Raw genomic sequence first — 26,644 nt, forward strand, 5'->3', positions numbered from 1 at the left:
CTTTCAAGATTGGGGACCTGTTCCCAGTGTAAAGCACATTTATAAAAGCATAAATATTCCTGGTATTCCAGAACCTGAAAATATTTTATTGAAAATTAAAGATGCCATTGGTGCTTATCCTCAATGCGATACTTTTAGATTGACATATCTGAAACAATTTGAACCTTCCAATGTAGTTGCCTGGTTAGCTCCGTTTTCATATGATTCCAGTGAGCCGGTTACATTTGGCCATTTATCAATCGAGGAGAATGGTTTGGAGTTGATTTTTCCGATAGAATTAATAAATATCAACTTATTGCCTTTGGGTATTTACAAGTTTAGGCAGGTTTTGTCATTGCAGGGTAGATCGGGTGGCTCACTGTGGCAGGAATTAAGCTATATTAATTTTGATACATTTCTTCATATCGTTGATGATTTGGTTTTTTATGCCCCAAAAAATATAATATTCACCCACACTGTCGGCACGGTTCCGCCTGCTCACCAGATACAAATGAATGGTGTGAGCTGGAGTTTAGTGGGAACTCCTAGATATTTACTTTTTTCGACTGATCCCTCAGTAACAATTCAAAATGTATCTGATGAAACTGGTAATTTTCAGATAGCATCTGGTACTGGCGAAAAGACAGTCAGTATTACACTGACAAACTTTTTTGATCAGCCATCTGCTCCGGGAACTATACCAATCACTCTTTTTATCAATCAATTAAAAGTGAAATCAGGTTCGGTTATAGTCGATTATGTGGATGTAAGGGTAAGGAAATTGTTTACTCAGGTTCTGGAGCTTTCCCCGGACCAATTAAATTTTATTGCGATTAAGAATGTAAACGATCCTGCACCTCAAAATATAATTTTTACATGTAATGTTCCTGGCTATGTTCTAACGTATTCGCCTTGGCTTACTGTTACTGTTGAACAAACTTTGATTGATGGTCAACCAGAGCAAGTTTTAAGAGTAACAACAATGTCAACCTTTAACCTTGAAGCCGGTATTTATATCGGACACGTTACAGTGACTGCGGTAATAGGAGGCATTGAAAAAATTGAAACAACAATAATCAGGTATCAAATTGACGATCTTACCTCAATACCCTATGAGTATGGACAGTTTGCTTTTACTTTAGATAAAAAATCAATCTCTTTGCTAAGCTTCAATAGCGCAACTTACATACAAATGAAAACGGAAGTTAAAACATTTGATTTTTTCACGGGCTTGGAAAAGAATTATTCTGTTCCGGAGAAAATAGGATTATTTCAAGGAAAAGCAAAAATAAATATAGGCAGGAGGATTCATCAGTTATTGAATAAAAATAAAAAACCAGATGAAAACATCTTTCAGTATAAGCCTGCGAAGGTTACCATGTTTTTTGAAGAAAGAAATTTGTCTGACAACACACTCATTAGGAGTGAGAATTCTGATGAATTTCTTTTTGTTGCGGGTTTGAGTGAGGGTTTTTCAAAATTCGGATTTTTAAAGTTCAACCGGATGCCAGAGCGAGTGACAAAGAATGAATTCAAGTATTTCAATATTCTCGTTCCTGCAGGTGAATTTAATTTTTTGGTGTATAAAAATGGGGTTGAATACAGCAATCAGATGTTGTTGCCTTCAGACGGTCATATTATGACAAAGAAACTGTTTTTTGAAGAATTTAACCAGGGCGATAAAATTGAGGTTTCTTTAAAGAATGAAACTGGAGAAACTGATAGATTAATTTTTTATGTTATTCCTGAAGGAAAATATTCCAACCATATTATTTGGGAGGATATTTTTTTATTGAAGAGCAGTATCGAATGCCATGGGAACTTCACAATCAAATCTGATTTCACTTTTGTTTCTGCCAACAATTATGAAGATTTTGTTTCTCAGCTTGAATACCTTGATATAACAAAAGTAGCTAAAGTTACAATAAATACAGGTTGGATTCTCAAAACTCAGGTGGACAGCATTGAAAGCTTGATGCGCTCTAAAAATGTTTGGATAGGTTTAAAGGAAAAGAAAGTTTCTCTGCGACCATTGAACCAATCTTTAGTCAATGAGGATTCCGAGCGAGAATTGATAGACTACACATTAGAATTTCAAATTAATCCAGAAACCAATGAAGAAACTTATAGGTTCTAATTTTGAATTAGATTTAACACCATATAAAATTACGGATACAGAGGAAAATAGCTGGTTCTCCGATTCATTTACTTCAAAAGTAACGTATCCTTTTGATATTGATATGACGGATGAGCTCGACATTGCTTTCGGCTTTCTTTCCTCAGATAACACTTCTCCTGAAACGTTGTATAAAGCAATGTATTATGAAAACGACAGGATTCACGATGCAGAATTTGAAATACTTGAGATAGAAGGTAAGAGGCTTCAGTGTAGTTTCGAGTATGGTCTGGAGGAATTTCCTTCCTGGAATAAGAAGCTTTCGGAACTTCCATTGCATAAGTTCGATTTGGTGGGTAAAGACATTTATGAGTTTGCAAAGGAAATGATTGATAAAACATATCCTGAAGTAGATTTTTGCTTCCCTGCTATCCACACCGATCAGTTTTCAAAAGACGACGATTTGTGGTCCGAATTTCAAGAAATGATCAATTGTTATAGAAATGGTGAGTTTGTCCGCAATGATTTCGATTCTGAAGAAATCCTCTCATACAATAGAAATATAATGCAACCCGTTCCGTTTTTCCTGTATCTGATAAAAGCCGGGCTTGGCAGCTATGTTTTAGAAGGAGATGTGTTGACGGATGAAAAGCTTTTGAATAATGCGGCGTATGCTCCGGTAGAATACTTCAGAAAAAGAGTGCCACCAGAATTATCAATTTTCATGATGGGCGATGAATATATATCGTCGCCACCAGAAGGTCCTAGCTGGGGATTTTATCAGGCAATTATTAATGTAGACAGATGGGGCAAGTATGTCCTTCAAGGATCTGTCCAAAGAATATTACCCTCGTCGTTTTTAGGGAATGTAAAGGTCTCATTTAATGGAGTGGTAATTTATGATAATGATACAACGGATGAATATGTGGCACTTGAAGTTTTTTTTGAAACAACAAATTCAGATGTAAACATTCTGACCATTACGACTGTAAGTCAAATAGACATTGAGAATATTATTTTCAGTCTCGAGGTAATGATGCTCGATGAATATGATGAGTTTGGCCAATCGATTCCTGTAATACAAAATGAGGATAAAATTGATTTGACCAGGGCAGTTCCGGATATGACTTTTGGAGAATATTTCACCATGGTTTGTAACTGGAGAAATTATGATTATTACATCGATGGAAATCGTGTAATAATGAACAGGATTCAAAATCAGATGGACTTTGATAATATGATTTCGCTTGAAAAGTATGAAGTAAAGACACCACTTAGAAAAGCCCAGCAAGGAATGTCGTTCCTACTTAAATTTCAGGACTTGGAAAGCAATACATATAACTATAAATATGATTCAGTTTTTCACAGCAAATCCGGGTATGTTTATTCGGACTACGTTGAAAATAAAAAAACAAATACGATTGAAGTTAATGCCCTACCACTTCCTTTATTAAATAGAAACGGAATTGAAACCGCACACAGTTTCGAATATAATACTTCAAAAGTATATGCGGTTGTCTATCCTGGTCTGACAAATGGAAAAAATAAAACCTTGGATCCGGTTGAAATTCTAATGCCGGCAATACATTTGACAAACTGGTTTATTTGGTTCAACTTTAGAATAAATTCTCAAGCATATAAGTGGTCCTTCAAAGCTTTCAGTGCTGACATTCTCAGCTTGACAGTCAAATCCAAAATCTATGCGTACAAAAATCTTCACTATATAAAATCATTAATTCGCACTCAAATAGAGCCTGATATATATGAAGTTGAAATCGAAACCGAATCATTTAAATAGTTTATCCATAAAAAATACTTGTTCATTCGCTTCGGTTTCCAAGATGTGCACGTAGATCATTGTTGTGGTTATCTTTGAATGCTTCAATAACTTCTGCAGTGATTGAACATCACCGCCAATTTCCTTTCTCAAAAAGCATGTGGCAAATGTGTGCCTGGCAACGTGAAAGGAAATTGTTTTTTTAATTTTGCATTTTTTTGCAATAACCTTCAACAGCCTGTTCATTGCTTCAGGAGTATATTTCTCTACGAACAGATCTTCATTTCCTGTGACAATTTCCTGAGCCTTGAGATTCAATTTAAGATTCTGATCCTTTGTGGTTTTTGTGTTGACAAAGGCAATTTCATTGAAAGAAAGATCACATCTGTCAGTTTTCATTACGTCACTGAGACGCATTGCTGTCATGCATGAAAAAAGAAAGTATCCCAAAGTAAGTCTTTCAGAATAATTTATTTTCGAACCTTCATAGAATTTGAACAATTTAAGTAGTTCTTCAGGATTAAGATAAGCCCTATTTCCAACCATTGAACCTCCCTTGACATCATCCAAGTCGAGCATCAATTTAATGCCATCTTTCTGTGCCAATCTTAAGAATTTTTTCAAAACAATAATGTTACTGTTCTGCGTTGTTTTCTTATTTCTTTTTTTTACGGCTAACCAATTCCTGAAGCTTTCAAAGAATTTGTCGTCAATCGTATTGAATGGGATGTGTGGATTGAATTTTTTTAATTTGAACCCTACAGCTTGATATCTCCTGTAGGTGCCCTTGCTTCCATAATTGTGTCTGTCATCTTCAAGCTTTTTTTCAAAATAGGCAACGAAATTTACTCGAGATAATCCACCGGTCCATGCTTCTCTAAAGAGTTTTGGTGTTAATAGGATGTCATTAAGCCTAAAATGAATCTTGATATCACTGCACTTAGATGTTATCTTTTCTAAAAGCAAATTTAAATCCTGGGCATTCGGATGCTTTTTATCAAGCCTTTGCTTTTTCTGGTCAAATAGCTTTGCATTGATATCGATCTCAAGAGGGATTCTTTCCCTTTCATAATTTCCGGCTACATCCAGGTAGAGTGGAGATTGCCCGGCCTTGTTTACATAGGCTCTCGCCTTAATTGTACATGTTGTTGTCACAGAAAATCGTTTTGTGTCAACGATTGTGTCAAATAATCTTTCGGAATTGCTTAAAATCATGGCATTGTAAATTTTTTGGGTAATAAAAAAGCACACTATAACTCGGGAAACCCCTTATTTTAGTGTGCTTACAATGCTTTTTAATTAAAGCTAGTGACCTCGACTGGATTCAAACCAGTAACCTTCTGAGCCGTAATCAGATGCGCTATTCAGTTGCGCCACGAGGCCTTTAATTCGGGTGCAAATATAGGGAAATATGCGTAACTTGCAAATCAAAATCAATATAAAATTAAAAAAATGTCAATAGACCAGTACATCCGCGGCATACAAGATTTTCCAAAACCGGGAATCAACTTTAAGGACATAACGCCACTGCTCAACGATCCGGAAGCCAGAAAGGAATGTTTAAAGTTGTTAGTGAGTAGTTTACGCGACAAAAAGATCGACAAGGTAGTAGGAGTGGAGAGCCGTGGTTTCTTTTTCGGGATGTTGTTGGCGCAGGAATTGGGGGTTGGTTTTGTTCCGGTAAGAAAGCCAAAAAAATTACCGTTTGCTGTAATTTCGGCTTCGTATGAATTGGAATACGGTACGGATACGCTCGAAATCCACACCGATGCCATTCAAAAAGGCGAGAAGGTATTGATCCACGACGATGTGCTCGCGACAGGCGGAACCGCAAAAGCCGTAGCAGAATTGGTGGAAGAATTAGGAGGCGAAATTGTGCAGTTCAATTTCCTGATGGAATTATCGTTCCTAAACGGTAGAAACAAGATCAGCCAATACGAAATCTATTCCCCTTTGGTCTATTAATCCAGCGCCTTTTTGGTGACATAATATTTCCAACCAATAATGGCCATCTGGAATTTGGTCGCCTTGGCAAGGTCCAAACCCTGCTTGGTATAATTCGGGAGCAGCCACTTGTTTAGTTTTGCTAGGATTTTAAACATAATATATTTATTTATCTGAAGATGTTTCCAATGCTGTTGAATATTCTGCCGAAGAAAGTACGTCTCTGACAACCGACTTCTCCTAAAAGAATGCTTTCCGCCTGTAAAGATATTTTTAAAGCTTTTGTTCTTGAACTAATTATTAATTCTTCTGTTTTGTAACCGATATAAGAAATAGATAGTTTATCTCCTTCCTTAACTTTTATCGTAAAGTTCCCATTGAAATCAGTCTGATTGATTTTTAGTGTGTTCTTTATATGAATACTGGCTCCAGGCAAAGGAATATTCTGCTCATCATAAATAGTCCCGGAAACTTCTAGAGAATCTTTTTCTTTACTAAGTTTTGTTTTTCTATCATGCGGTTTCTTTGTGTCAGTCTGTTCAATCGTTATAGTTTCTTGTGCTTGCATCTCAATATTGCCAAGCTCTAGAAAGCTAATTGCCGAAGTGGCAATTATTATCCAAGGTGAGTTTTTTTTGCTCGGTAGAATTAATTCTCTATTGACTTGGGAAACATTAAACCTTCCACAAATATTTTTATTATTTTTTAGAGCATTTGCGATTTCCCTGTCTGATGAATTTGTAAAATCAAAAACATCCTTTTGGCAAGAAGTACAAAACCTTCCTTTTTCAGCAACAGACATTTCTTGCCAGTTTTGCTTGCAAGGTTTAGGGATTGTTATGTAATTGATTTTGGACATAAACAAATATAAAAAATAATTGCAGGCTGTATAGCCTGCAATTAAATAATTATCTTATAAGATTTACTCCTTGATTCTGATTTCAAACATCTTATCCCAGTTCTTTCCCGTAACAAAGAAAGTCTTTGTTTTCGCATTATAGGCAATTCCGTTCAAGACATCAACATCAGGATGTTGTAATACTTTTGTTTTCAAATCTTTTAAATCCAAAATAGCTTCAACAGCACCCGTTTTTGGATCGATAACGGCAATGGCATCTCTCTGGTACACGTTTCCGTAGATTTTTCCATCCACCCATTCCAACTCGTTGACATTTTTCACTTTTGCCGAACCGGTGTAGATATTGATATTGTCAACCTCTTTCAAAGTCTCAGGATTTAAAATCCAAATCTTCTCACTTCCGTCCGATTGGTAAAGGTTTGTTCCATCGTTCGTCAATCCCCAGCCTTCCATCTGGCGGAAATATTTAAAGGTCTTTTCCCTCTTGAAAGTGTCTGCATTATATACAAAACCGGTCATTTCTCTATAGGTCAGCTGATATACCTTGTTGTTCAAAACCGTCATTCCTTCGCCAAACATGTTATTTTCCAGATCAACCTGCTTGTAGACTTTACCCGTTTTATAATCGGTTTTTCTCAAGCTCGAAATCCCTCTGATACCCGTAGAGTTTCCAGCGCCATTGCCTGTGCTTTCAAACAGCGTGTCGCGGTAAAATTCCAAACCTTGCGTATAGGCCTTGATGTCATGCGGATAGACATTCACAATTTCGTACGACAATAATTTCGGTTGGATGCCCGAAACCAATTCTACTCGTGTTTCCGTTTCCTGGTGCTCGCCTTCAAAGTAAACCAGCGCTTTCAGGTTTTTATAACCCAGTTTTTCATTGGTCAGATCAAACGCGATCTTCTCGGCACCTTTCTTCGAACCGATATTTTTGTTGTTCACATAGTAAACAATACTGTCAATTTTTTTGTTTTCGGCATTCAAAATCCCCATATCAATCGACTCTCCCGGCTTGTATTGTTCCTGAAGTTGCGCTCCATCAAAGCTGAAATGACTTTTTTTGGAATTATTTTCGTCCCCACAGCTAAAAATTGTCAAGCCTAATAAAATGACTGATAGTAAGTTATGATTTTTCATGATTGAATTTAAATTTATGCAATATACAAACATAATGAATATGCGCTTTTACACTTGCAAAAATACAAAAAGATTGTATATTTGCACCGGCAAGTCCTACACGACCAGCTCCTGCAGACTCCCCCAGGGTGGGAACACAGCAAGGGTACGTGGTTGAGCGGTGCGATGTAGGTAGCTTGCCATTTTTTTTTAATCTTCCCTTGTTGGAGGATTTTTTTTTGGAGCAAAATGAAGGGTTTCCTTTTGAACCATATTCCTGCCTTCCTTCCAAATCTTTTTATTTTTTAAAGAAAAAAATAAAAAGGATTTTCCCTCCAGTCAGGGCTAGATTAAAATCAAAAGGCATTCTTTTAACTTCGGACCAATACTGTCGATATACTTCAAAGTAAAATCTTAATAAATCTTAGATTTCTTAATGGTTTAAATTTTCAATGAAATTCATCAAATAAAAAATCCAAAACACTAAATTTGAACACAATTTGAGATCATCAAATTACCAAATCATCAAATAAATAAAATGTCCAAAGTAATACTCATCACAGGAGGTTCCTCCGGAATCGGAAAATCAATAGGCGAATTCCTGCACCACAAAGGTTTCATCGTTTACGGAACCAGCCGGAATCCAGTGAAAGTGCTCAATTCTGTATTTCCATTGGTAGCACTCGATGTTCGAGATGTGCAAAGCATCCAAACAGCAGTGGCTAAGATCATCCAGATTTCAGGACGCTTGGACGTGGTCATCAACAATGCAGGAGTGGGCATCACCGGACCTTTGGAGGAAATTCCAACCTCTGAAATCAAGAACAACTTCGAAACCAATTTCTTCGGTCCAATAGAAGTTATGAAAGCCGTTCTGCCCCAGATGCGTTCGCAAAAATCTGGACTTATTATAAATGTAACCTCAATCGCAGGCTATATGGGCTTGCCGTACCGAAGTGTTTACTCCGCTTCAAAAGGCGCTTTGGAATTGATTACAGAAGCCTTGCGGATGGAAGTAAAATCAATGGGGATCCACATTACGAATGTTGCTCCAGGCGACTTTGCGACCAACATTGCTTCAGGACGTTTCCACGCTCCGTTGATTCCAGGCTCGGATTATGCGGTTCCTTACGGAAACACGTTGAAAATGATGGACGAACACGTAGATTCAGGAAGCAATCCAAACGAAATGGCTGAAGCGGTTTATAAGATTATCAAGACTCCAAATCCGAAAGTACATTATAAGGTAGGCGTTTTTATGCAGAAGTTTTCGATTGTCTTAAAGCGCATCCTGCCGGATAAAGTGTATGAAAAAATGTTGATGAATCATTATAAGTTATGAGAGAAGTAATGCAACCCATCATAGGGATTCTTGTAGTTGTTTTTGTTTGGTATGTAGTTCGTTCAATAGCCAAAACTTTTAGCAAGATCAATGTAATCGAAGAAAATCAAGAGGATATTGAAAATTTGCTGAGGGAAATAAAAGAGGAGTTGAAAGAATTAAATAAAAACAATTCTGAAAAGAAATTATAAATTGTAATTTCGCAACGTTTTAAAAATAGCCACAAAGTCGCAAAAGGCCCAAAGATTAAAAGGATAATTTAACGACTTCTTGTCTTTGTGGGAAGAAAAATAAACACACAATTAAATATATAATAGATATGAAGTTTTTTATTGACACGGCAAACCTGGCACAAATCAAGGAAGCACAGGAATTAGGCGTTTTAGACGGTGTAACTACAAATCCATCGTTGATGGCAAAGGAAGGAATCACAGGAAAAAACAACATCTTGAAGCATTATGTAGACATCTGCAACCTTGTAGACGGTGATGTAAGTGCAGAAGTGAACGCTGTTGATTACGAGGGAATGATCAAGGAAGGGGAGGAATTGGCTGACTTGCACGATCAAATCGTAGTGAAATTGCCTTTGACAAAAGAAGGAATCAAGGCATGTAAATATTTTTCTGATAAAGGAATCAAGACAAATGTTACGTTGGTATTTTCTGCTGGACAGGCTTTATTGGCTGCAAAAGCGGGAGCTACTTATGTTTCGCCATTCATTGGTCGTTTGGATGATATTTCTACAGATGGTTTGGCTCTGATCGAAGAAATTCGTTTGATTTTTGATAACTACGGTTACGAAACAGAAATCTTGGCGGCTTCAGTTCGTCATACGATGCACATCATCAATTGTGCTAAGATTGGTGCAGATGTTATCACTGGACCACTTTCTGCAATTGCTGGTTTATTGAAGCACCCATTGACAGATATCGGATTGGCACAATTTATCGCTGACTTCGAGAAAGGAAATAAATAGTATTCGGTTTTCAATCTCAGTATTGAGATGAACAATAAATAACATAAGCAAAAAGGCGATTTTCAAATTTTAAAATCGCCTTTTTGCATATCTAATTCCGAATTTTGATAACTGAAACTTACCTCAAGTGTTGCTCAAACTTCAAATCGAATAAACTCACAAAAGCATTGTCGATTTTTCCATTTTGATCCGTTAGGATTGTTCGGTGGATTTTATTGACCACCCATTTTTCCTTCAGGTCTTCAAAATCATCTGCGCGGTATTCTTTGATACCTTTGAATTTATAATTGGCAAGTGAAGCTTTCCATTTGGCCTGATTCTCATCCACACAAATCGCTACAAAATCATAATCTGGATGTTTCTTCTGGAATTCCAAAACTTTTTTATGCACCGCAACCAAATGCGATTCCAAGTTCTTTGTCCAGAAAAAGAGAACGGTTTTCTTCTTGATGATTGATCTTATGGATTGTACTTTTCCATCAACGTCAACCAAATTTACTTCTGGTAAAGCATTTCCGGTCTTCAAGGATTGGATGGCATTTCCAATCTTAACAATCTCATTATGCTGGTCCTTGTCAGTTGATAGAGAATGGTATTTGTCTAGGAATTTCTTGTTGTTTACAATGTTTTGGTCTTCCAATAAATAGGTAAATGCAATATTATTCAGTACAATATTTTTGATTTTTTCATTCTTAAAAAGGGTATCGGCAATGTTCAACTTCTTGATGTTCACTTCAAGTGCCTTGTCAATTTCAGAAACGTTGGCAAACTCCTTGTCGGTCGCCACATTGTTCATCATATTGGAAAGATAACGTACAAATGGAGAAAAATTTGTAAAATCAGCATTATTGAAGTCGATGTTGTTTCGGAAATCATAATAATCCTTTGGCAATTTGTCTTCGATATTTTCGCCAGTTCGCATCTGGTGTACGATTGGATAAATTTCTTTTTTGGAATAATGGAAGAAATCCAACGAAGCTTTGGCATATTTGTCAAAATCCTCGCTCCATTTTAGTTCTTCTTTTTTCTTGTTGTAGAAGGTTTCTTTGGATTTATAGGAAGAATCAATATTGCTTGAGAATTTTTGCAAATCATAATCAAACACTTCAAACAATTTGTTCTTGTCGTCTTCATTCTTGAGATACAATTCCATCATGAAGTTGTTCTTTTCTTCGCCTCTTCCGCAAAAGATGATGGATTCATCAAAATCCTGCGAATTGATTCGAACCATCAAACTGTCGTTCTTGTCAAAATATACATATTGGTACTCAGGCTCATGCTTAAAAGAATATAAGCCTGGAGCGAGCGAGTCAAACGTTTTAAAGAAAGTATTATCCTCGTTTAGCGGAATGGTATCAATAACCTCTGAATCCTTGCAAAAAAGCACATATCGATTCGTTGGGTTTGTTACTTCTCCACCAAAATAAGCCGTGAAATTATCGTCCTTAAATTTTTTATTGCAGGAGCAGAACCCCAAAACCAATGAAAGAGATAAGAGTAGTCTAACGTTTAAGTTATGCATTGTAGAATGTTATGGTGAAACAAAAATATTTACTTGGAAGTGATTTTACTGTTAATGCATCGTTAAATAAGAGTTTCAACTTATTTATATAGATTGGTTTAAAATAAAATGAAGCAGGGGTAATTGTCCAAGTTTGGCGTGTAATTCACTGCTACAATTCTAAACTATTTTTCGTACTTTTGCAAAACTTTTTAAAAAATACAATCAATGTTAACAGTAAATAATTTATCAGTACAGTTTGGCAAGAGGATCTTGTTCGATGAAGTAAATACCGTTTTTACACACGGCAATATTTACGGAGTAATTGGAGCCAACGGTGCTGGAAAATCTACTTTTCTTAAAATAATTTCAGGCGATATGGATCCAACTTCGGGACATATCCACCTTGAGCCAGGAAAACGTATGTCGGTTTTGAACCAGAACCACAATATGTTTGATGAGCATACGGTTCTTGAAACGGTTATGATGGGAAATAAAATCCTGTATGCCGTTAAGAAAGAAATGGATGCGCTTTATTTGGACTACACAGATGAAAATGCCGATAGGATAGGAGAGTTGCAGGTGCAATTTGAAGAGATGAACGGTTGGAATGCCGATTCTGATGCGGCTTCTTTGCTTTCAAGTTTAGGCATTACAGAAGACAACCACTATACTTTGATGGGTGATTTGGAAGGAAAGCTCAAGGTTCGTGTCCTTTTGGCACAGGCACTTTTTGGAAATCCAGATTTGCTGATTATGGATGAGCCTACCAACGACTTGGATTTTGAAACCATCGCTTGGTTGGAGCATTTCTTGGCTAATTATGAGAACACCGTTATTGTTGTATCGCACGACCGTCACTTTTTGGATGCGGTTTGTACACATATCTCGGATATTGATTTTGGAAAAATAAACCATTATTCCGGGAATTATACCTTCTGGTACGAATCGAGCCAATTGGCAGCGAAGCAAAGAGCACAGCAAAACAAGAAAGCGGAAGAAAAGAAAGCGGAGTTGGAAGAATTTATACGTCGTTTTAGTGCGAACGTTGCAAAATCTAAGCAGGCAACTTCTCGTAAAAAAATGATCAGCAAGCTGAATATTTCTGAAATCAAACCTTCAAGCCGTCGCTATCCTGCGATTATTTTCGATCAGGAAAGAGAAGCTGGGGATCAGATTTTGAATGTGGTTAATTTAAGCGCTTCAGTAGATGGTGAAACATTGTTTACAGGTGTTGATTTGAACATGGCAAAAGGAGATAAGATTGTTTTGTTCTCTAAAGATTCCCGAGCTACGACTGCTTTCTACGAAATTTTAAACGGAAACCAAACACAGGATTCTGGTACTTTTGATTGGGGAATTACCACCACTCAAGCCTATTTGCCTGCAGAGAATCATTCTTTCTTTGAAAATGATTTGACCTTGGTGGATTGGTTGCGACAATATGCAAAAACAGAAGAAGAACGTGACGAAGTATATATCCGTGGCTTCCTTGGAAAGATGATTTTCTCTGGAGAAGAAGCTTTGAAAACAAGTCGCGTTTTATCTGGAGGAGAAAAAGTGCGTTGCATGCTTTCGAGAATGATGATGCAAAGAGCCAATGTCTTGATGCTTGACGAACCGACGAATCACTTAGATTTGGAGTCGATTACAGCTTTCAATAATTCATTGAAAAACTACAAAGGTTCGGTTATCTTTACGACGCATGACCACGAGTTTGCTCAAACTGTAGGTAACCGAGTAGTGGAGCTTACGCCAAATGGAGCCATCGACCGTTACATGACTTTTGATGATTATCTTGACGATGAAAAAGTACAGGAATTGAGAAAGAAGATGTACAATCTGTAATCTTTAAATCATAAAAAAAATCCCATTTCAGTTTAAATCGAAATGGGATTTTTTATTTTTATTATTTTCTGAACCTGCTTACAATCCAGATGATGACGGCGAGAATGGCAATCACAATGAAAATACCAACACCAACGCCTACATTAAAGATTCCTTCAACTACTTCACAACTTGTTGCAGTAAATAAGACCATCAACATCAAGCTAATTCTTAAAATATAATTTCTCATAATTTCTGTTTTTTAGGTTATCGATATAGCAAATATCTCAAACTTTATAAAGAATCATATTACAGAATTATAGCAATAAGTTGTAGGATTTAAAAGCAATCAGTTTACAGGAATATAGATTGTAAATACGCAACCTTCACCCACTTTTCCGTCGGCGAAGATAAAACCATAATGGTTCTCGACAATTTTTTTGACAATTGCCAATCCAATACCGGTTCCTTCAATTTTTTTATCGTGAAGACGTTGGAAGACTTCAAAGATTCGGTCTTTAAATTGAGCGTCAAAGCCAATACCATTATCCGTAACCGTAATTTTAGAATAAAAATTGTTGGTTGGAATTACTTCTTGATTTGGAATTTCAGAAGCTTTCACCGTAGTATTTTGAATAATGATTTGTGGTTTTTCTTTATCAGAAAATTTAATGGAATTAGAAATAAGATTAATAAGCAACTGCCGGAATTGAGACGGAATTATTTGTACTTCATTTTCTCCTATTGTAATTATGGAAACGTTTTTTTGAGCAATTTCTTCCGAAAGTTCGTCTTTTATTTCATCGATTAACGTTTTAAGATTTACAGCTTCCACCGGAAAAGATTCTGTTTTTAATCTTGAATAGGCCAATAAATCCCTGATAAGATTTTGCATCCTAAAAGCAGATTCTTGCGATCGAACGAGAAACTTTTTGCCATTTTCCGATAAATTTTCTTCCATGTCAATTATCATAGAAATAAAAGTCTGGATTTTCCGCAGAGGTTCTTGTAGGTCATGACTGGAAATGTAGGTGAACGATTCCAATTCCTTGTTCATTTTTTCAAGTGAGATATTTGAATCTTGCAGGGAATTATTACTGCTTCGAAGTGATTCGTTCAGATTTAAAAGCTCTTTCTTTCTGTATTCTAAATCATTCCTCAATACATTTGAAATTTTTAATTCCTTGGTAATTGCAAAATAGGAAACAAATAAAACCAAAAGAGAACAAATTATAATCACAATAGTAAAGATAGGAGTAAGCACTGTTTCTTGTGTTAAAGAAGTGGTTCGTTCTTTTAGCAACAAGGCCTCTTGGTCCATCATTTTATCAATATGATCCCTCAATTCATCCATTGTTATTTTGCCTTTCCTCCATGTTTCGGGTGTAATTTCTGAGGATCTGGATTGTAGCACCGCATCTTTCATCTGGTCGATTCGAGTATTGACCAACATTTCTAATTTTGAAAAATTTGATTGCTGTTCAGGATTATCAGCGGTTAAGGTCTTTATTTCTTTAAGCTTCAATTGAGTGCCGTAAATAAGGCTATTGAAGTGAGTAAGAAACCCTATGTCTTTTGCCAAAATATAACCACGATGGCCGGATTCCATATCTGCAACGGTTGAGAAAACATTTTCAAGTTCTAATTTCACCGTAGTGGTATGGTTGACCAATCCCGAAGCTTTCACTAAGTTGTTGATTCTGATGTAAGAAAATACAGAAAGCGATAATAGAACGATTATAGCAATTGTGAATAAAATTTCTATGCGATAGCGTATAAATCTCTTCATTTAACTATACTTTTAAGCATATACATTGAAAGTGAATCTTTTTTAAAAGTACCAAACATATAATCAAACCGTTTTGGATGGCTCAAGAACATAGTTTTCATTTTTAAAAGCATTAAACTGGTGGTAATTTAGGACTACTAAAATAAGAATTATATTTATAGGTATAAAATTTTTTGAAAGAAAGATTCTAGGAATGCGGCTTAAAATTTTCAAAATTTTTAGTTACTTTTACCTCCCAAACAACAAAGCATTATGGGTCAAAAAATATTGCTCACTTCAAAGGAAGTCAATATCATCCTTCATCGTTTGGCTTGTCAGTTAATTGAGAAACACTTGGATTTTTCGGATACTATTTTAGTGGGTATTCAACCTCGCGGAACTTTTCTGGCCGAGCGACTACGACAAATATTAGAAAACGAATACAACGTCAGTAAAATCAATATCGGTTATCTGGATATCACCTTCTTCAGGGATGATTTCCGAAGAACTGAAAAACCGCTTGAAGCTAATAAAACCAAAATCGATTTTCTTGTAGAAGGAAAAAAAGTCATTTTTATTGATGATGTTTTGTATACAGGAAGAAGCATTCGTTCGGCCTTGACTGCGATTCAATCATTTGGAAGACCTTCAGAAATTGAACTTTTGGTTTTAATCGACAGACGTTTCAGCCGTCATTTGCCTATTCAACCTGATTATCGTGGAAGACAAGTGGATGCCATCAACAACGAAAAAGTAAAGGTAAGCTGGGTCGAAAACGAAGGTGAAGATGTCGTTACTCTTATTACAAATTAATACACACAATATACAACACATATCAAAATGAGCGAATTAAGCGTAAATCATTTATTAGGAATAAAATATATCAACAAGAACGATATTGACCTCATTTTTGAAACTGCCGATCATTTTAAAGAAGTCATCAACCGTCCGATAAAGAAAGTTCCTTCCTTGCGTGACATTACGATTGCCAATATATTTTTTGAAAACAGTACCAGAACTAAGCTTTCGTTCGAATTGGCTCAAAAGCGCCTTTCGGCAGACGTGATCAGTTTTTCGGCGGCACAATCTTCCGTTAAAAAAGGCGAAACTTTAATTGATACTGTAAACAATATTCTTTCAATGAAAGTGGATATGGTGGTAATGCGGCATTCAAATCCTGGTGCAGCCTATTTTCTTTCCAAAAATGTAAAGGCAAGCATCGTAAATGCTGGAGACGGAGCTCATGAGCATCCAACACAGGCATTATTGGACAGTTTTACCATTAGGGAACGTTTAGGCGAAGTTGCCGGAAAAAAAGTGGTTATTGTTGGTGATATTTTACATTCAAGAGTGGCGCTTTCAAACATTTATGCACTGCAAATGCAAGGTGCCGAAGTAAAAGTATGTGGGCCTAAAACATTGATTCCGAAATATATCGAATCATTGGGAGTTACGGTCGAGCCGAATTTAATCAAAGCACTAGAATGGTGTGATGTAGCAAATATGCTCCGCGTTCAAAACGAAAGGATGGATGTGAATTATTTTCCTTCAACACGAGAATATGCCCAGCAATATGGTGTTGACAAAACTTTGTTGGATTCATTGGATAAGGAAATCATTATCATGCATCCAGGTCCAATCAACCGTGGCGTAGAGATTTCATCGGACGTTGCCGATTCGCAACAGTCGGTGATTTTGGATCAGGTAGAAAACGGTGTGGCGGTAAGGATGGCGGTAATTTATCTTTTGGCTTCAAAAATAAAATAACAAACTTCGTATCTTTGACTAAATATACTCCACAATGAAAGTAGAAACCAAAGGACATACCACAACCATAAAAGATACTCAAGGCGATTTGGGAGGATTTCTGACGAAACTCACAAGCGAATTCAAAACCTTTCAATCACATAATCTAATTGTTGATGTTTCCAAGTATAACGATTTGAAAATAAAAGATATAAAATTGTTTTCAGATTTATGTAAAGTCCATAAAAAAGCTAAGAAATCATTCGTTATCGTTGCAAATGACATCGATTTTAATGAAGTTCCTGCAAAGATGACCGTTGTCCCAACATTGCTCGAAGCGCACGATATCATCGAAATGGAAGAAATCGAAAGAGATTTAGGATTTTAGAATCTGAAATCTAAAATCAGTAATCTAAAATCTAAAATCCTTAATGAATCTTACCATACTTGGCTGTTATGCCGCAACACCTCGAACGTTTACCAATCCAACTTCACAGGTATTAGAAATAAGAAATAGGCTTTTTCTAATTGACTGTGGCGAAGGAACTCAGGTGCAATTGCGCAAAAACAAAGTCAAGTTTTCAAAAATCAACCACGTATTTATTTCGCATCTTCACGGCGATCATTTTTATGGATTGATCGGCTTGATTTCAACTTTTATGTTGCTTGGAAGAACCACCGATTTGCATATTTACGGGCCAAAAGGCATCAAGGAAGTCATTCTTTTGCAATTGAAATTATCCAATTCTTACACGGCTTACAATTTATATTTCCACGAATTGACTTCCAGCGAAAGCGATGTAATCTTTGAAGACGAAAAAGTTATTGTAAAGACAATTCCACTAAAACACAGGGTTTACACTAACGGATTCCTGTTTCAGGAAAAAATAGGTGACCGAAAACTCGACATGAATGCCATTCAAAACTACAACATCGAAACCTGTTATTACCAAAAAATAAAGAACGGAAAAGACATCGAATTGGAAGACGGAACCATAATTCCCAACGAAAAACTTACATTCCATCCGATTCCGCCAAAAAGCTATGCCTTCTGTTCCGATACCGTTTACGACGAAAGCATCATTCCGATAATTGAAAACACCGACATCCTTTACCACGAATCGACTTTCTTGGAAACCGAAGCGCATTTGTCTGAGAAAACAATGCATACAACTGCCAAACAGGCGGCTACGATTGCCTTGAAAGCCAATGTGAAACAGCTGATTATGGGGCATTATTCCACCCGATATGCTTCAATTGAGCTCTTCAAGGAAGAAGCCGAAACCATTTTCCCAAACGTCCTTTTGTCCGACGACGGCAAGACATTCGAATTTTAAAATTTGGAGCGAAGAGCTTGGGCAGAGAATAATCCTTTTTCCCGCTTTCCATTACAATCTTTTCTTTTTTTTGAATTAAAAAAAGAAAAGGATTTTCATTACAATCGGGGCTATAGAGATTATCATTTTCCCAAAAATCTCAGTAACTTAGCAACTCAGTAACTCAAGAAATGGAAGACTTAAGCAATTACAGAAGATCCTACGAAAAAAGCGAACTCATAGAAGACAATCTTCCCGAAGATCCCATTAATTTATTCCAGAAATGGTTCCACGAAGTAGATTTTGGTTCGACCGAAGAAGTCAATGCCATGACCGTTTCTACTTTTGGTTTGGATGGCTATCCTAAATCGCGAGTGGTTTTGTTGAAACGTTTCACTTACGAAGGTTTTATTTTCTATACCAATTACAATTCCGAAAAAGGAAAAGCAATCGCCAATAATCCAAATATTTGCCTCTCGTTTTTCTGGCATTCTTTTGAACGTCAGGTCATCATAAAAGGAAAAGCGGAGAAAATTCCCGAAAATCTTTCCGATGGTTATTTCGAAAGCCGTCCGGATGGAAGCAAACTTGGAGCAATCGTTTCCAACCAAAGCGAAGTCGTTGCATCACGAGAAATATTGGAACAAAAGCTTTACCAATTGGAAAAGGATTTTGAAGGAAAAGAAATTCCACGTCCGGATTACTGGGGCGGATACATTGTAAAACCTGTAGAAATTGAGTTTTGGCAAGGCCGCCCAAACCGACTTCACGACCGAATACGTTATAAATTGCAAGATGATTTTTCTTGGAAAATTGATAGGCTTTCGCCTTGAATTCTTTGGAATAATAAATACTTCAAGCGAACTAACTTTAGAATTTAATGCTTAAATTTAGGCTTGTATTTTAACCGACTATAGCCATAATGAAAAATTTAATAATAGTTAGACACGCCAAATCGAGCTGGTATGCCGTTAGCGACAAGGACCGTTCATTGTCCAGTCGGGGCGTTAAAGATGCGCATTTGGTTTCTTCCGAAATTTTACAATATTTGCCTAAAACCTTTATCATTTGGAGCAGTACCGCAAAGCGTGCTTCGGAAACGGCAACCATCTTTACGCAGAATATCTCATGTCCTTTAGAAAGTATCATCTACAAGGATGAACTCTATACTTTTGAATGCAAGGAACTTTTAAAAGTCATAAAATCCTGCAGTGATAGTTATGATTGTGTTATTCTTTTTGGTCACAATGAGGCAATCACGGATTTTGTTAATAAATTTACCGATGTTTTTGTAGAGAATGTTCCTACTTCAGGCTTTGTTTCAATTAATTTTGAGGTCAATTCATGGGAAGACATTGATAAAGGCGAGATTAAGAAGATGATTTTTCCTAGACATTTAAAACGATAATGGTAGAAAATAGATACACAGATAGAGAAAAAAGTTGGCTTTCATTTAACGCAAGAGTACTTCAAGAGGCCGGAGATTCGGCAGTTCCATTGCTGGACAGGCTTCGTTTTTTAGGAATTTTTTCCAATAATTTAGATGAATTTTTTAGAGTTCGTTTTGCCGCAATCCGAAGATTGAGTCTTGCAGGATTGTCTGGCGAAAAAGTGCTTGGCGGAATTTCAGCAGAAAAATTATTGAAGGAAATTACAGAAATTGTAATTCAGCAGCAATCGGAGAGTTTGAGAATCCTTAGCATAATTGAGAAAGAGCTCGAAGCAGAAAATATTTTTATAATAAATGAAAAGGAAATATCTAAAGAGCAGGAAAACTTTGTAAACGATTTTTTCATTCAGAAAGTAAGTCCGGCTTTGGTAACCATCATCTTGAATGATTTGGCTGAATTTCCAATATTAAAAGATACTTCGGGTTATCTTGCTGTGAAATTGGTGATGAAACCAAAAGAGAAATCTTCGATGTTGGGATTGGTAAAACCAAAATCCGAAGTGCATTATGCGGTTATCGAAATTCCGAAAACCATCAACCGATTTGTGGTACTTCCATCAAACAATGAAAAGCAGTATATTATTCTGTTAGACGATGTTATCCGATATAATCTAAGCCATATCTTTAACATATTTGATTATGAAAGTGTTGATGCTCACATGATCAAAATCACTAGAGACGCACAGTTGGAAATTGATAGTGATTTGAGTAAAAGTATGCTCGAAAAAATTGCTACCAGTGTAAAAGACAGGAGAATTGGTGAGCCTGTTCGGTTTGTGTATGATCAATCGATAGGAAAAGACACCTTGAAATTCTTCCTTTCAAAAATGCATATTGATTCTACCGATAGTATCATTCCAGGAGGAAGGTATCATAATCGACGCGATTATATGGATTTTCCAAACCTCGGAAGATTTGATTTATTGTACCAATCCAATACGCCATTGCCGGTCGAAGGCTTGAGTTTGGAAGGCAGTATTTTGGAAAAAATCAGACAGAAAGATTATTTGGTGAATGCACCATATCAATCGTTTTCCTATATCGTAAAGTTTTTGCGTGAAGCGGCTTTGGATCCGAAAGTTACGGCTATAAAGATTACTTTATACCGTTTGGCCAAAAACTCTCAAATCATCAGTTCGCTTGTAAATGCTGCTAAAAACGGAAAAAAAGTAACGGTACAAATTGAGTTGCAAGCCCGTTTTGATGAAGCCAGTAACATTTCCTATTCTGAACAAATGCAGATGGAAGGGATTGAGTTGATTTTTGGTGTGAAAGGACTTAAAGTACACAGCAAGATATGTCTCGTTGAACGAATGGAACAAGGAAAAATCAGAAGATACGGACTTATTTCAACTGGAAATTTCAATGAATCTACTGCAAAAGTATATACCGATGTGACGCTTTTAACCAGCCATCAGCAGATTTTAAAAGACGTTTCGAAGATTTTTGATTTTTTCAATATTAATTACAGGTTGCACCGGTACAAGCATTTAATTGTTTCGCCACATTATACAAGAACGCGTTTTTATCGCCTGATTGACCGTGAGATAATGAACGCACATCTTGGAAAAGCAGCATACATCAAATTGAAAATGAACAGTTTGTCGGATTTTAAAATGATCGATAAATTGTATGATGCAAGTCGATCAGGAGTAAAAATTCAATTGCAAATCCGAGGTATTTGTTCGTTGATTCCTGGCGTTAAGGGAATGAGTGAAAATATTGAAGCTGTCAGTATTGTTGATAATTATCTGGAGCATTCAAGAGTTTATATTTTTGGAAATGCTGGCGACCCGGAAGTCTTTATTTCATCTGCGGATTTCATGACCCGAAATCTCGACGGAAGAGTAGAAGTAACCTGTCCGATTTACGACAAGGATATTAAAAAAGAGCTAATCGATAATTTTAATATTGGATGGAAAGGAAACGTGAAGGCGCGTCTTCATTCAGAAAAATTAGATAACAAGTACCGGGTTCGTGGACAAAATCCAATCTTTAGAGCTCAATTGGAAACCTATAATTATTACCGTGACAAGCTGGAGGTAATTACAGAAAAATTATAATTAAGAATTAGAATTCGACCCAAATCGTAAGAAGTTATATGATTACTATAAAGAAATATGCAGCAATTGATATCGGTTCCAATGCGATGCGATTGCTGATTGCCAATATTATTGAAGAACCAGGAAAAGAAACACAGTTCAGTAAAAGTTCGCTTGTTCGCGTACCGATTCGTTTAGGACAGGATGCATTTACTGTTGGTGAAATTACCGAAGACAACATCGAAAGAATGATAGATGCAATGAAAGCATTTAAGCTTTTGATGAAGGTTCACAAGGTTGAAAAATACATGGCCTGTGCAACTTCTGCAATGCGCGAAGCCTATAATGGTAAGGAAGTTGTTGATCTGATCAAGAAAAAAGCCGATATAAAAATTGAAATTATTGATGGAAAAAAAGAAGCAGCGATTATTGCTTCAACCGATTTGCATCACCTTCTCAAAATTGATCAGACCTATCTTTATGTTGATGTTGGTGGCGGAAGCACGGAGTTTTCTCTTTTTTCCAATGCCAAAATTGTGGCTTCAAAATCATTCAAGATCGGAACCGTTCGATTGCTGAACAATATGGTCAGCGACATCGTATGGCAGGAAATCGAAAAATGGATCAAGATCAATACTGAAGAATACGAACAAGTAGCCTTAATTGGTTCTGGTGGGAACATCAACAAGCTCTTCAAAATGTCTGGAAAATTACAAGAAAAGCCTCTTTCTTATATTTATCTGAATTCGCAATTGACAGCTTTAAGCGCCTTGTCTTATGAGCAGAGAATCACTGAATTAGGGTTAAATGCAGATAGGGCCGACGTGATTATTCCAGCTACAAAAATCTATCTGAATGCTATGAAATGGAGCGGAGCAAGAAGCATCTATGTTCCAAAAATTGGATTATCAGATGGAATAGTAAAGGCTTTGTATTACGGAAAGATTTAATTAAAGTAATTTGAACCATTAAGATATTAAGTTTCATTAAGCATTTTAAACTTAATTTTCTTAATGAAACTTAATATCTTAATGGTTTTTTAGACTAAATATCCAAATCAAACGTTTTTCGAAGAATTTCCAAATTCGGATTCATTTCGTTCAGTCGGTTGAAACGATCTTGGGGCGTAAACGCACGTCGGCTGTCCATCCCTTCGTTTACAATCAAATCAATCATAATATCGTGATTGTGTAATTTTCCACGCAGATATCCCACTAAATCAAGCTTTTCACTTTCAAAATCAATCTTCGAGCCTTCATTTGGAAGTTCGTGAACAATCGTTGTACCTTGTAATTTAGGATCATTTACCAGCATCAACGATTCCATAATCTTTCGGCCTTTGTCGCCTAAACGTTGTGCATATTTGTTCCATTGCAACAGCATGTCCGTTTCGGTGAAAGCTTCGGTTGGCAGGTGAACACTATCTCTCACAGTTGCTTTTTGTGACTTCTCCAATTCTCTTTTGGCTCGAATACTGGATAAGGAAAGCGCCGAAACTTTAGTTCCAGTGTTTACTGGTGTTTCTGCTTTCGGAGTTTCAATAACAATTTCTGTTGCAATGGGTACAGTAATCACTTCAGCTTCTTCCTCATCAATAGGAACAGTCGTCGGAATACTAATAAGTTCAGGGGATGCAACAGGGATTTCTAAAACCCGTGCAAAGAAATGGTGTGGTGGAATTATATATCCGTCAACTTTTTTTTTTCTCCATCAAAAGTGATAGAGGCCAGTTGCATCAGGCAAAGTTCAACCAAAAGACGTTGGTTCTGACTCACTTTATACTTCAAATCGCAGTCATTTGCAATTTCAATTCCTTTCATCAAAAAGTCTTGTGAAGCTTTTTTAGATTGTTCAAAGTATAATTTCTGAGCTTGTTCGCCAGCCTCAAGCAAAGTCAAAGTTGCAGGCGTTTTGGATACCAATAAATCTCTGAAATGTGATGCCAAACCAGAAACAAAATGATGGCCATCAAAACCTTTCGATAGGATTTCGTTATACGCCATCAAAACCTCTGGGATTTTATTCTCCAAAAGCAAATCCGTCACGTTCACATACGTTTCATAATCCAAAACGTTCAAGTTCTCGGTAACAGCCTGACGGGTAAGATTTTTACCAGAAAAACTCACAACCCTGTCAAAAATCGACAAAGCATCACGCATCGCACCATCTGCCTTTTGGGCAATAATGTGCAAAGCATCGTCTTCAAAAGTAATATCTTGACTTTTAGCAACTTCAGCCAAATGGTCTTTCGCATCCTTAACCGTGATTCTTTTGAAATCAAAAATCTGACAACGCGAGAGAATAGTCGGGATAATTTTATGTTTTTCAGTCGTAGCCAAAATAAAAATCGCATGTTTCGGCGGTTCCTCCAATGTTTTCAAAAAAGCATTGAACGCCGCTGTCGAGAGCATGTGCACCTCGTCAATGATGTACACTTTATATTGCCCCGTCTGTGGCGGTATGCGAACCTGGTCAATCAAATTTCGGATATCATCAACCGAGTTATTCGATGCCGCATCCAGCTCAAAAACATTAAAAGCAAAATCCTCATTCGGGTCGTCATAGCCGGGTTGGTTGATTTTTCGTGCCAAAATTCTAGCACAAGTCGTCTTTCCAACACCTCTAGGCCCAGTAAACAATAGGGCGGAGGCCAAATGATTCGTTTCTATGGCGTTCAATAAAGTATTCGTAATCGCCTGTTGCCCCACCACATCTTTAAATGTTTGAGGACGGTATTTTCGGGCCGATACGACGAACTGTTCCATAGAAAATTTTGAAAAGCAAATATAGGTTTAGAAAATCCAAAAAGCAAATTCCAAAACACAATTAGTACGGCTTCTGCTAAAGTTTTTTCAGGAACTATTTCCCGCCAACATTCCAAGCTTTTTCAAAAACGGCTATTTTTCTAAACAAAAAAGGAGCTTCCGTTGGTCGCTCTTTTTTGTCAAGAAAAATGAGCCGTTTTTTTCAAAAGGCTTTCCATTCATGTCGGGGTTAGCTTCGCCATCTGAAACTTACGCCAATAATAAAATGTAGTCTGTGTTTTTTATCTTTAAGAAAAGCCTAACCTAAAACTTCAGCAATCTTTTCCGTTTCCAAAAGCCGAACCAAAGCCTCTTCTTCTGGATTCAAGTTGTTGTTTTTGATGTTTTTCTCCAACTTATAATTATTGATGGAGCCATTTTCATAACTCGCAATCACCGTTGGATGAACATAATATTTCTTGCAAACCGTTCTCGTGTTTCCCAATTTGGAAGCTACCAAATCCAATACTTCCACAATTTTTCGTTTGCATTCCGTTTGGGTTTCAAACGCACCAATTTCTTGAAAAGCAAATAATGCATTTACACTTCCAGCCCAAACCCTGAAATCTTTTGCCGTAAAATCTTCCTGCGTAATTTCTTTCAAATAATTATTGATATCGCCCGAACCAATTGAATGGTGCTTTCCTTCATCATCATAATATTGAAACAAATCCTGACCCGGAATTTCCTTGCATTGTCGAACCAAATTCACCAATTTCCTGCTTTGAAGATTGATTTTATGATTGACACCTTTCTTTCCCTTAAACTCAAATGAAACGGAAGTTTTCTCAAATTTTACATGCTTATCGCGAAGTGTCGTCAATCCAAAAGAACCGTATAATTTTTTATATGCTTCATTTCCAATTCGGATGTTCGTCATTTCAATAAGCTTCACCACTAAAGCAAGCACTTTTTCATAAGGAAGACCTTTTCGATTCAAATCCTTATCCACCTGTTCACGAATAATCGGCAAGGCATCGGCAAATCTTCTCAACCTATAAAACTTCGATTGATTCCGAATTTTGTTCCAATTGGCGTGATAACGATATTGTTTTCTGCCTTTTGCATCAATGCCTGTAACCTGCAGATGCCCATTTTCATAAGGCGAAATCCATACATTTTCCCAAGCTGGGGGAATCACAAGCTTCTTGATTCGGTCTAAAATTTCTTTGTTGCGGATTTTTTTTCGGTTTTCATCCGTATAAACGAATTCATCATTAATTTTATTTCGGTAGTAACCAATATCAGAATTGGCAGCATATCTCAAGCCAACTGCCTTCGCAGTTACCTTTGGATTGCTGCCAATTTTTTCGAGTTTAGCTTGTAAGCGATTCATTATTTGTTTTCTTGTTGACGTCCTCTGATAAACAATTCGTTCAAGGCCATTGCGGCACTATTTTCAGTAAAAGCTGATAAGCCGGCCACAAAAATTCCCTTTTCGCCACTACTGGAACTGATTCCAAAAACAGTTGCTTCGTCTCCAGGATCGCTTTCTCCTTCATATCTGTACACGTGTTCTATCGTAAAATCTTCAGGACTGTTAATAATTTTATCTTCCTGAATATTGAAGTCGGTTGTGAAACCTTTTTTGCTTAGTTCTTCTAGTGCCTTGGAAACCGTGGCATAATGATACATTTGATTTTCCATTGTTGTTGTATTTAGTTGTTTTTAATACTTTAAAAGTACAATTTGCAACTGCAAAATCGGTTACAGTATTTGTACTTAAAGTTATAATATATGCACTGATAATTGTAGCTTTGCACCGCAGACCGCCTTATCGTCGCGATTTTATATCGGGAAGGAAAGTCCGGACACCACAGAGTAGCATAGCGGGTAACGCCCGTCGGTTCCGATTTATCGGGATTAGGACAAGTGCAACAGAAAGTATGTACAGGTAATGCTGTAGTGAAACCAGGTAAACTCTATGCGGTGAAATTTCAAGTATATCGGCATTTAAGGATTACTCGTCCGTTGCCGAAGGGTAGAAAGATTGATTCCGAGAGTAATTTTGGAACTAGATAAATGATAAGGCTTCAATTTATTGATGACAGAATCCGGCTTATAGGTCTGCTTTTTTT

26 protein-coding genes, 1 tRNA gene and 2 other RNA genes are annotated in these 26,644 nt (G+C 36.7%); 17 read left to right on the forward strand and 12 right to left on the reverse strand.

Annotated features, from left to right (window positions below; all coding sequences use genetic code 11):
• Window positions 1-88: 88 nt before the first annotated feature.
• Both ACI6PS_RS02640 and ACI6PS_RS02645 read left to right on the forward strand, forming a co-directional pair.
• Window positions 89-2,116: a hypothetical protein gene (locus tag ACI6PS_RS02640; RefSeq protein WP_421010999.1), complete on the forward strand. Its 2,028-nt coding sequence runs from the start codon at window positions 89-91 to the stop codon at window positions 2,114-2,116.
• Window positions 2,094-3,893, forward strand: a complete 1,800-nt coding sequence (locus ACI6PS_RS02645) for a hypothetical protein (protein WP_421011000.1) — start codon at window positions 2,094-2,096, stop codon at window positions 3,891-3,893. Before ACI6PS_RS02640 ends, ACI6PS_RS02645 begins: the two co-directional genes overlap by 23 nt.
• Here the strand turns inward: ACI6PS_RS02645 and ACI6PS_RS02650 are convergent.
• Complete coding sequence (locus ACI6PS_RS02650; RefSeq protein WP_421011001.1) at window positions 3,882-5,087, reverse strand: phage integrase SAM-like domain-containing protein; 1,206 nt, start codon at window positions 5,085-5,087, stop codon at window positions 3,882-3,884. The two genes, ACI6PS_RS02645 and ACI6PS_RS02650, sit on opposite strands and share 12 nt — an antisense overlap.
• Before the next feature lie 94 nt (window positions 5,088-5,181).
• Window positions 5,182-5,255, reverse strand: a tRNA-Arg gene (locus tag ACI6PS_RS02655).
• A 69-nt stretch (window positions 5,256-5,324) separates the two neighbouring features.
• Here ACI6PS_RS02655 and ACI6PS_RS02660 point away from each other — a divergent pair.
• Window positions 5,325-5,837, forward strand: a complete 513-nt coding sequence (locus ACI6PS_RS02660) for an adenine phosphoribosyltransferase (protein WP_421011002.1) — start codon at window positions 5,325-5,327, stop codon at window positions 5,835-5,837.
• Here ACI6PS_RS02660 and ACI6PS_RS02665 read toward each other — a convergent pair.
• The 3 genes from ACI6PS_RS02665 to ACI6PS_RS02675 form a co-directional block, all read right to left on the reverse strand.
• Entirely contained in the window at window positions 5,834-5,974 is a 141-nt protein-coding gene (locus ACI6PS_RS02665; RefSeq protein WP_421011003.1) for an SsrA-binding protein, read from the reverse strand. The two genes, ACI6PS_RS02660 and ACI6PS_RS02665, sit on opposite strands and share 4 nt — an antisense overlap.
• 11 nt (window positions 5,975-5,985) lie before the next feature.
• The gene (locus ACI6PS_RS02670; RefSeq protein WP_421011004.1) at window positions 5,986-6,618 is read right to left on the reverse strand and encodes a carboxypeptidase-like regulatory domain-containing protein; all 633 of its coding nucleotides are present in this window, start codon (window positions 6,616-6,618) and stop codon (window positions 5,986-5,988) included.
• A gap of 120 nt (window positions 6,619-6,738) precedes the next feature.
• Window positions 6,739-7,815: a glutaminyl-peptide cyclotransferase gene (locus ACI6PS_RS02675; protein WP_421011005.1), complete on the reverse strand. Its 1,077-nt coding sequence runs from the start codon at window positions 7,813-7,815 to the stop codon at window positions 6,739-6,741.
• Between the two features lie 87 nt (window positions 7,816-7,902).
• Between ACI6PS_RS02675 and ffs the strand changes: the two genes are divergently transcribed.
• From ffs to fsa, 4 genes are all read left to right on the forward strand, one after another.
• An RNA gene (ffs, locus tag ACI6PS_RS02680) (signal recognition particle sRNA small type) lies at window positions 7,903-8,000 on the forward strand.
• Between the two features lie 332 nt (window positions 8,001-8,332).
• A complete protein-coding gene (locus ACI6PS_RS02685; RefSeq protein ID WP_421011006.1) occupies window positions 8,333-9,136 on the forward strand; it encodes an SDR family oxidoreductase in 804 nt (267 codons plus the stop codon).
• Window positions 9,133-9,327, forward strand: coding sequence for a hypothetical protein (locus tag ACI6PS_RS02690; protein ID WP_421011007.1), 195 nt, complete (start codon window positions 9,133-9,135; stop codon window positions 9,325-9,327). The genes ACI6PS_RS02685 and ACI6PS_RS02690 overlap by 4 nt, the downstream gene beginning before the upstream one ends.
• A 128-nt stretch (window positions 9,328-9,455) precedes the next feature.
• Window positions 9,456-10,112 (forward strand): fructose-6-phosphate aldolase, encoded by a 657-nt coding sequence (gene fsa, locus ACI6PS_RS02695; RefSeq protein ID WP_421011008.1) that lies wholly within the window; start codon window positions 9,456-9,458, stop codon window positions 10,110-10,112.
• Window positions 10,113-10,230: 118 nt separating this feature from the next.
• Here fsa and ACI6PS_RS02700 read toward each other — a convergent pair whose 3' ends face one another.
• Window positions 10,231-11,634, reverse strand: coding sequence for a TlpA family protein disulfide reductase (locus ACI6PS_RS02700; RefSeq protein WP_421011009.1), 1,404 nt, complete (start codon window positions 11,632-11,634; stop codon window positions 10,231-10,233).
• A 207-nt stretch (window positions 11,635-11,841) separates the two neighbouring features.
• Between ACI6PS_RS02700 and ACI6PS_RS02705 the strand changes: the two genes are divergently transcribed.
• Window positions 11,842-13,461: an ABC-F family ATP-binding cassette domain-containing protein gene (locus ACI6PS_RS02705; RefSeq protein WP_421011010.1), complete on the forward strand. Its 1,620-nt coding sequence runs from the start codon at window positions 11,842-11,844 to the stop codon at window positions 13,459-13,461.
• A gap of 61 nt (window positions 13,462-13,522) precedes the next feature.
• Here the strand turns inward: ACI6PS_RS02705 and ACI6PS_RS02710 are convergent, their stop codons facing one another.
• Complete coding sequence (locus tag ACI6PS_RS02710) at window positions 13,523-13,690, reverse strand: hypothetical protein (RefSeq protein ID WP_421011011.1); 168 nt, start codon at window positions 13,688-13,690, stop codon at window positions 13,523-13,525.
• Window positions 13,691-13,789: 99 nt separating this feature from the next.
• Complete coding sequence (locus tag ACI6PS_RS02715) at window positions 13,790-15,229, reverse strand: sensor histidine kinase (RefSeq protein WP_421011012.1); 1,440 nt, start codon at window positions 15,227-15,229, stop codon at window positions 13,790-13,792.
• Between the two features lie 252 nt (window positions 15,230-15,481).
• On the opposite strand from ACI6PS_RS02715, the gene pyrR reads away from it, so the two are divergent.
• The 8 genes from pyrR (at window position 15,482) to ACI6PS_RS02755 (ending at window position 22,712) form a co-directional block, all read left to right on the forward strand.
• Complete coding sequence (pyrR, locus tag ACI6PS_RS02720) at window positions 15,482-16,021, forward strand: bifunctional pyr operon transcriptional regulator/uracil phosphoribosyltransferase PyrR (protein WP_421011013.1); 540 nt, start codon at window positions 15,482-15,484, stop codon at window positions 16,019-16,021.
• A 27-nt stretch (window positions 16,022-16,048) separates the two neighbouring features.
• Window positions 16,049-16,975 (forward strand): aspartate carbamoyltransferase catalytic subunit, encoded by a 927-nt coding sequence (locus ACI6PS_RS02725; RefSeq protein WP_421011014.1) that lies wholly within the window; start codon window positions 16,049-16,051, stop codon window positions 16,973-16,975.
• Window positions 16,976-17,009: 34 nt separating this feature from the next.
• Window positions 17,010-17,342: a ribonuclease Z gene (locus tag ACI6PS_RS02730; protein ID WP_421011015.1), complete on the forward strand. Its 333-nt coding sequence runs from the start codon at window positions 17,010-17,012 to the stop codon at window positions 17,340-17,342.
• A gap of 43 nt (window positions 17,343-17,385) precedes the next feature.
• Window positions 17,386-18,291 (forward strand): ribonuclease Z, encoded by a 906-nt coding sequence (locus ACI6PS_RS02735; protein WP_421011016.1) that lies wholly within the window; start codon window positions 17,386-17,388, stop codon window positions 18,289-18,291.
• A gap of 170 nt (window positions 18,292-18,461) precedes the next feature.
• Window positions 18,462-19,103, forward strand: a complete 642-nt coding sequence (pdxH, locus tag ACI6PS_RS02740) for a pyridoxamine 5'-phosphate oxidase (protein ID WP_421011017.1) — start codon at window positions 18,462-18,464, stop codon at window positions 19,101-19,103.
• 89 nt (window positions 19,104-19,192) lie between these two features.
• On the forward strand, window positions 19,193-19,678 hold the full coding sequence (locus ACI6PS_RS02745; protein ID WP_421011018.1) for a SixA phosphatase family protein: 486 nt from the start codon (window positions 19,193-19,195) through the stop codon (window positions 19,676-19,678).
• Window positions 19,678-21,783, forward strand: coding sequence for a polyphosphate kinase 1 (gene ppk1, locus ACI6PS_RS02750; protein WP_421011019.1), 2,106 nt, complete (start codon window positions 19,678-19,680; stop codon window positions 21,781-21,783). The genes ACI6PS_RS02745 and ppk1 overlap by 1 nt, the downstream gene beginning before the upstream one ends.
• 38 nt (window positions 21,784-21,821) lie before the next feature.
• Entirely contained in the window at window positions 21,822-22,712 is an 891-nt protein-coding gene (locus ACI6PS_RS02755) for a Ppx/GppA phosphatase family protein (RefSeq protein WP_421011020.1), read from the forward strand.
• Between the two features lie 94 nt (window positions 22,713-22,806).
• On the opposite strand, the gene ACI6PS_RS02760 is transcribed toward ACI6PS_RS02755, so the two are convergent.
• The 4 genes from ACI6PS_RS02760 to ACI6PS_RS02775 form a co-directional block, all read right to left on the reverse strand.
• Window positions 22,807-23,337 carry a DNA polymerase III subunit gamma/tau gene (locus ACI6PS_RS02760; protein ID WP_421011021.1) on the reverse strand — a complete coding sequence of 177 codons (531 nt, stop codon included), beginning with the start codon at window positions 23,335-23,337 and terminating at the stop codon, window positions 22,807-22,809.
• A gap of 104 nt (window positions 23,338-23,441) precedes the next feature.
• Window positions 23,442-24,527: a DNA polymerase III subunit gamma/tau gene (gene dnaX / locus ACI6PS_RS02765; protein WP_421011022.1), complete on the reverse strand. Its 1,086-nt coding sequence runs from the start codon at window positions 24,525-24,527 to the stop codon at window positions 23,442-23,444.
• Window positions 24,528-24,825: 298 nt separating this feature from the next.
• Window positions 24,826-25,902 carry a DNA topoisomerase IB gene (locus tag ACI6PS_RS02770; RefSeq protein ID WP_421011023.1) on the reverse strand — a complete coding sequence of 359 codons (1,077 nt, stop codon included), beginning with the start codon at window positions 25,900-25,902 and terminating at the stop codon, window positions 24,826-24,828.
• Window positions 25,902-26,213 carry a hypothetical protein gene (locus ACI6PS_RS02775; RefSeq protein WP_421011024.1) on the reverse strand — a complete coding sequence of 104 codons (312 nt, stop codon included), beginning with the start codon at window positions 26,211-26,213 and terminating at the stop codon, window positions 25,902-25,904. Before ACI6PS_RS02775 ends, ACI6PS_RS02770 begins: the two co-directional genes overlap by 1 nt.
• A 114-nt stretch (window positions 26,214-26,327) precedes the next feature.
• Between ACI6PS_RS02775 and rnpB the strand changes: the two genes are divergently transcribed.
• Window positions 26,328-26,644, forward strand: an RNA gene (gene rnpB, locus ACI6PS_RS02780) — RNase P RNA component class A.

It is taken from the genome of Flavobacterium sp. PLA-1-15 (assembly GCF_049060005.1).
Taxonomy (GTDB): Bacteria; Bacteroidota; Bacteroidia; order Flavobacteriales; family Flavobacteriaceae; genus Flavobacterium.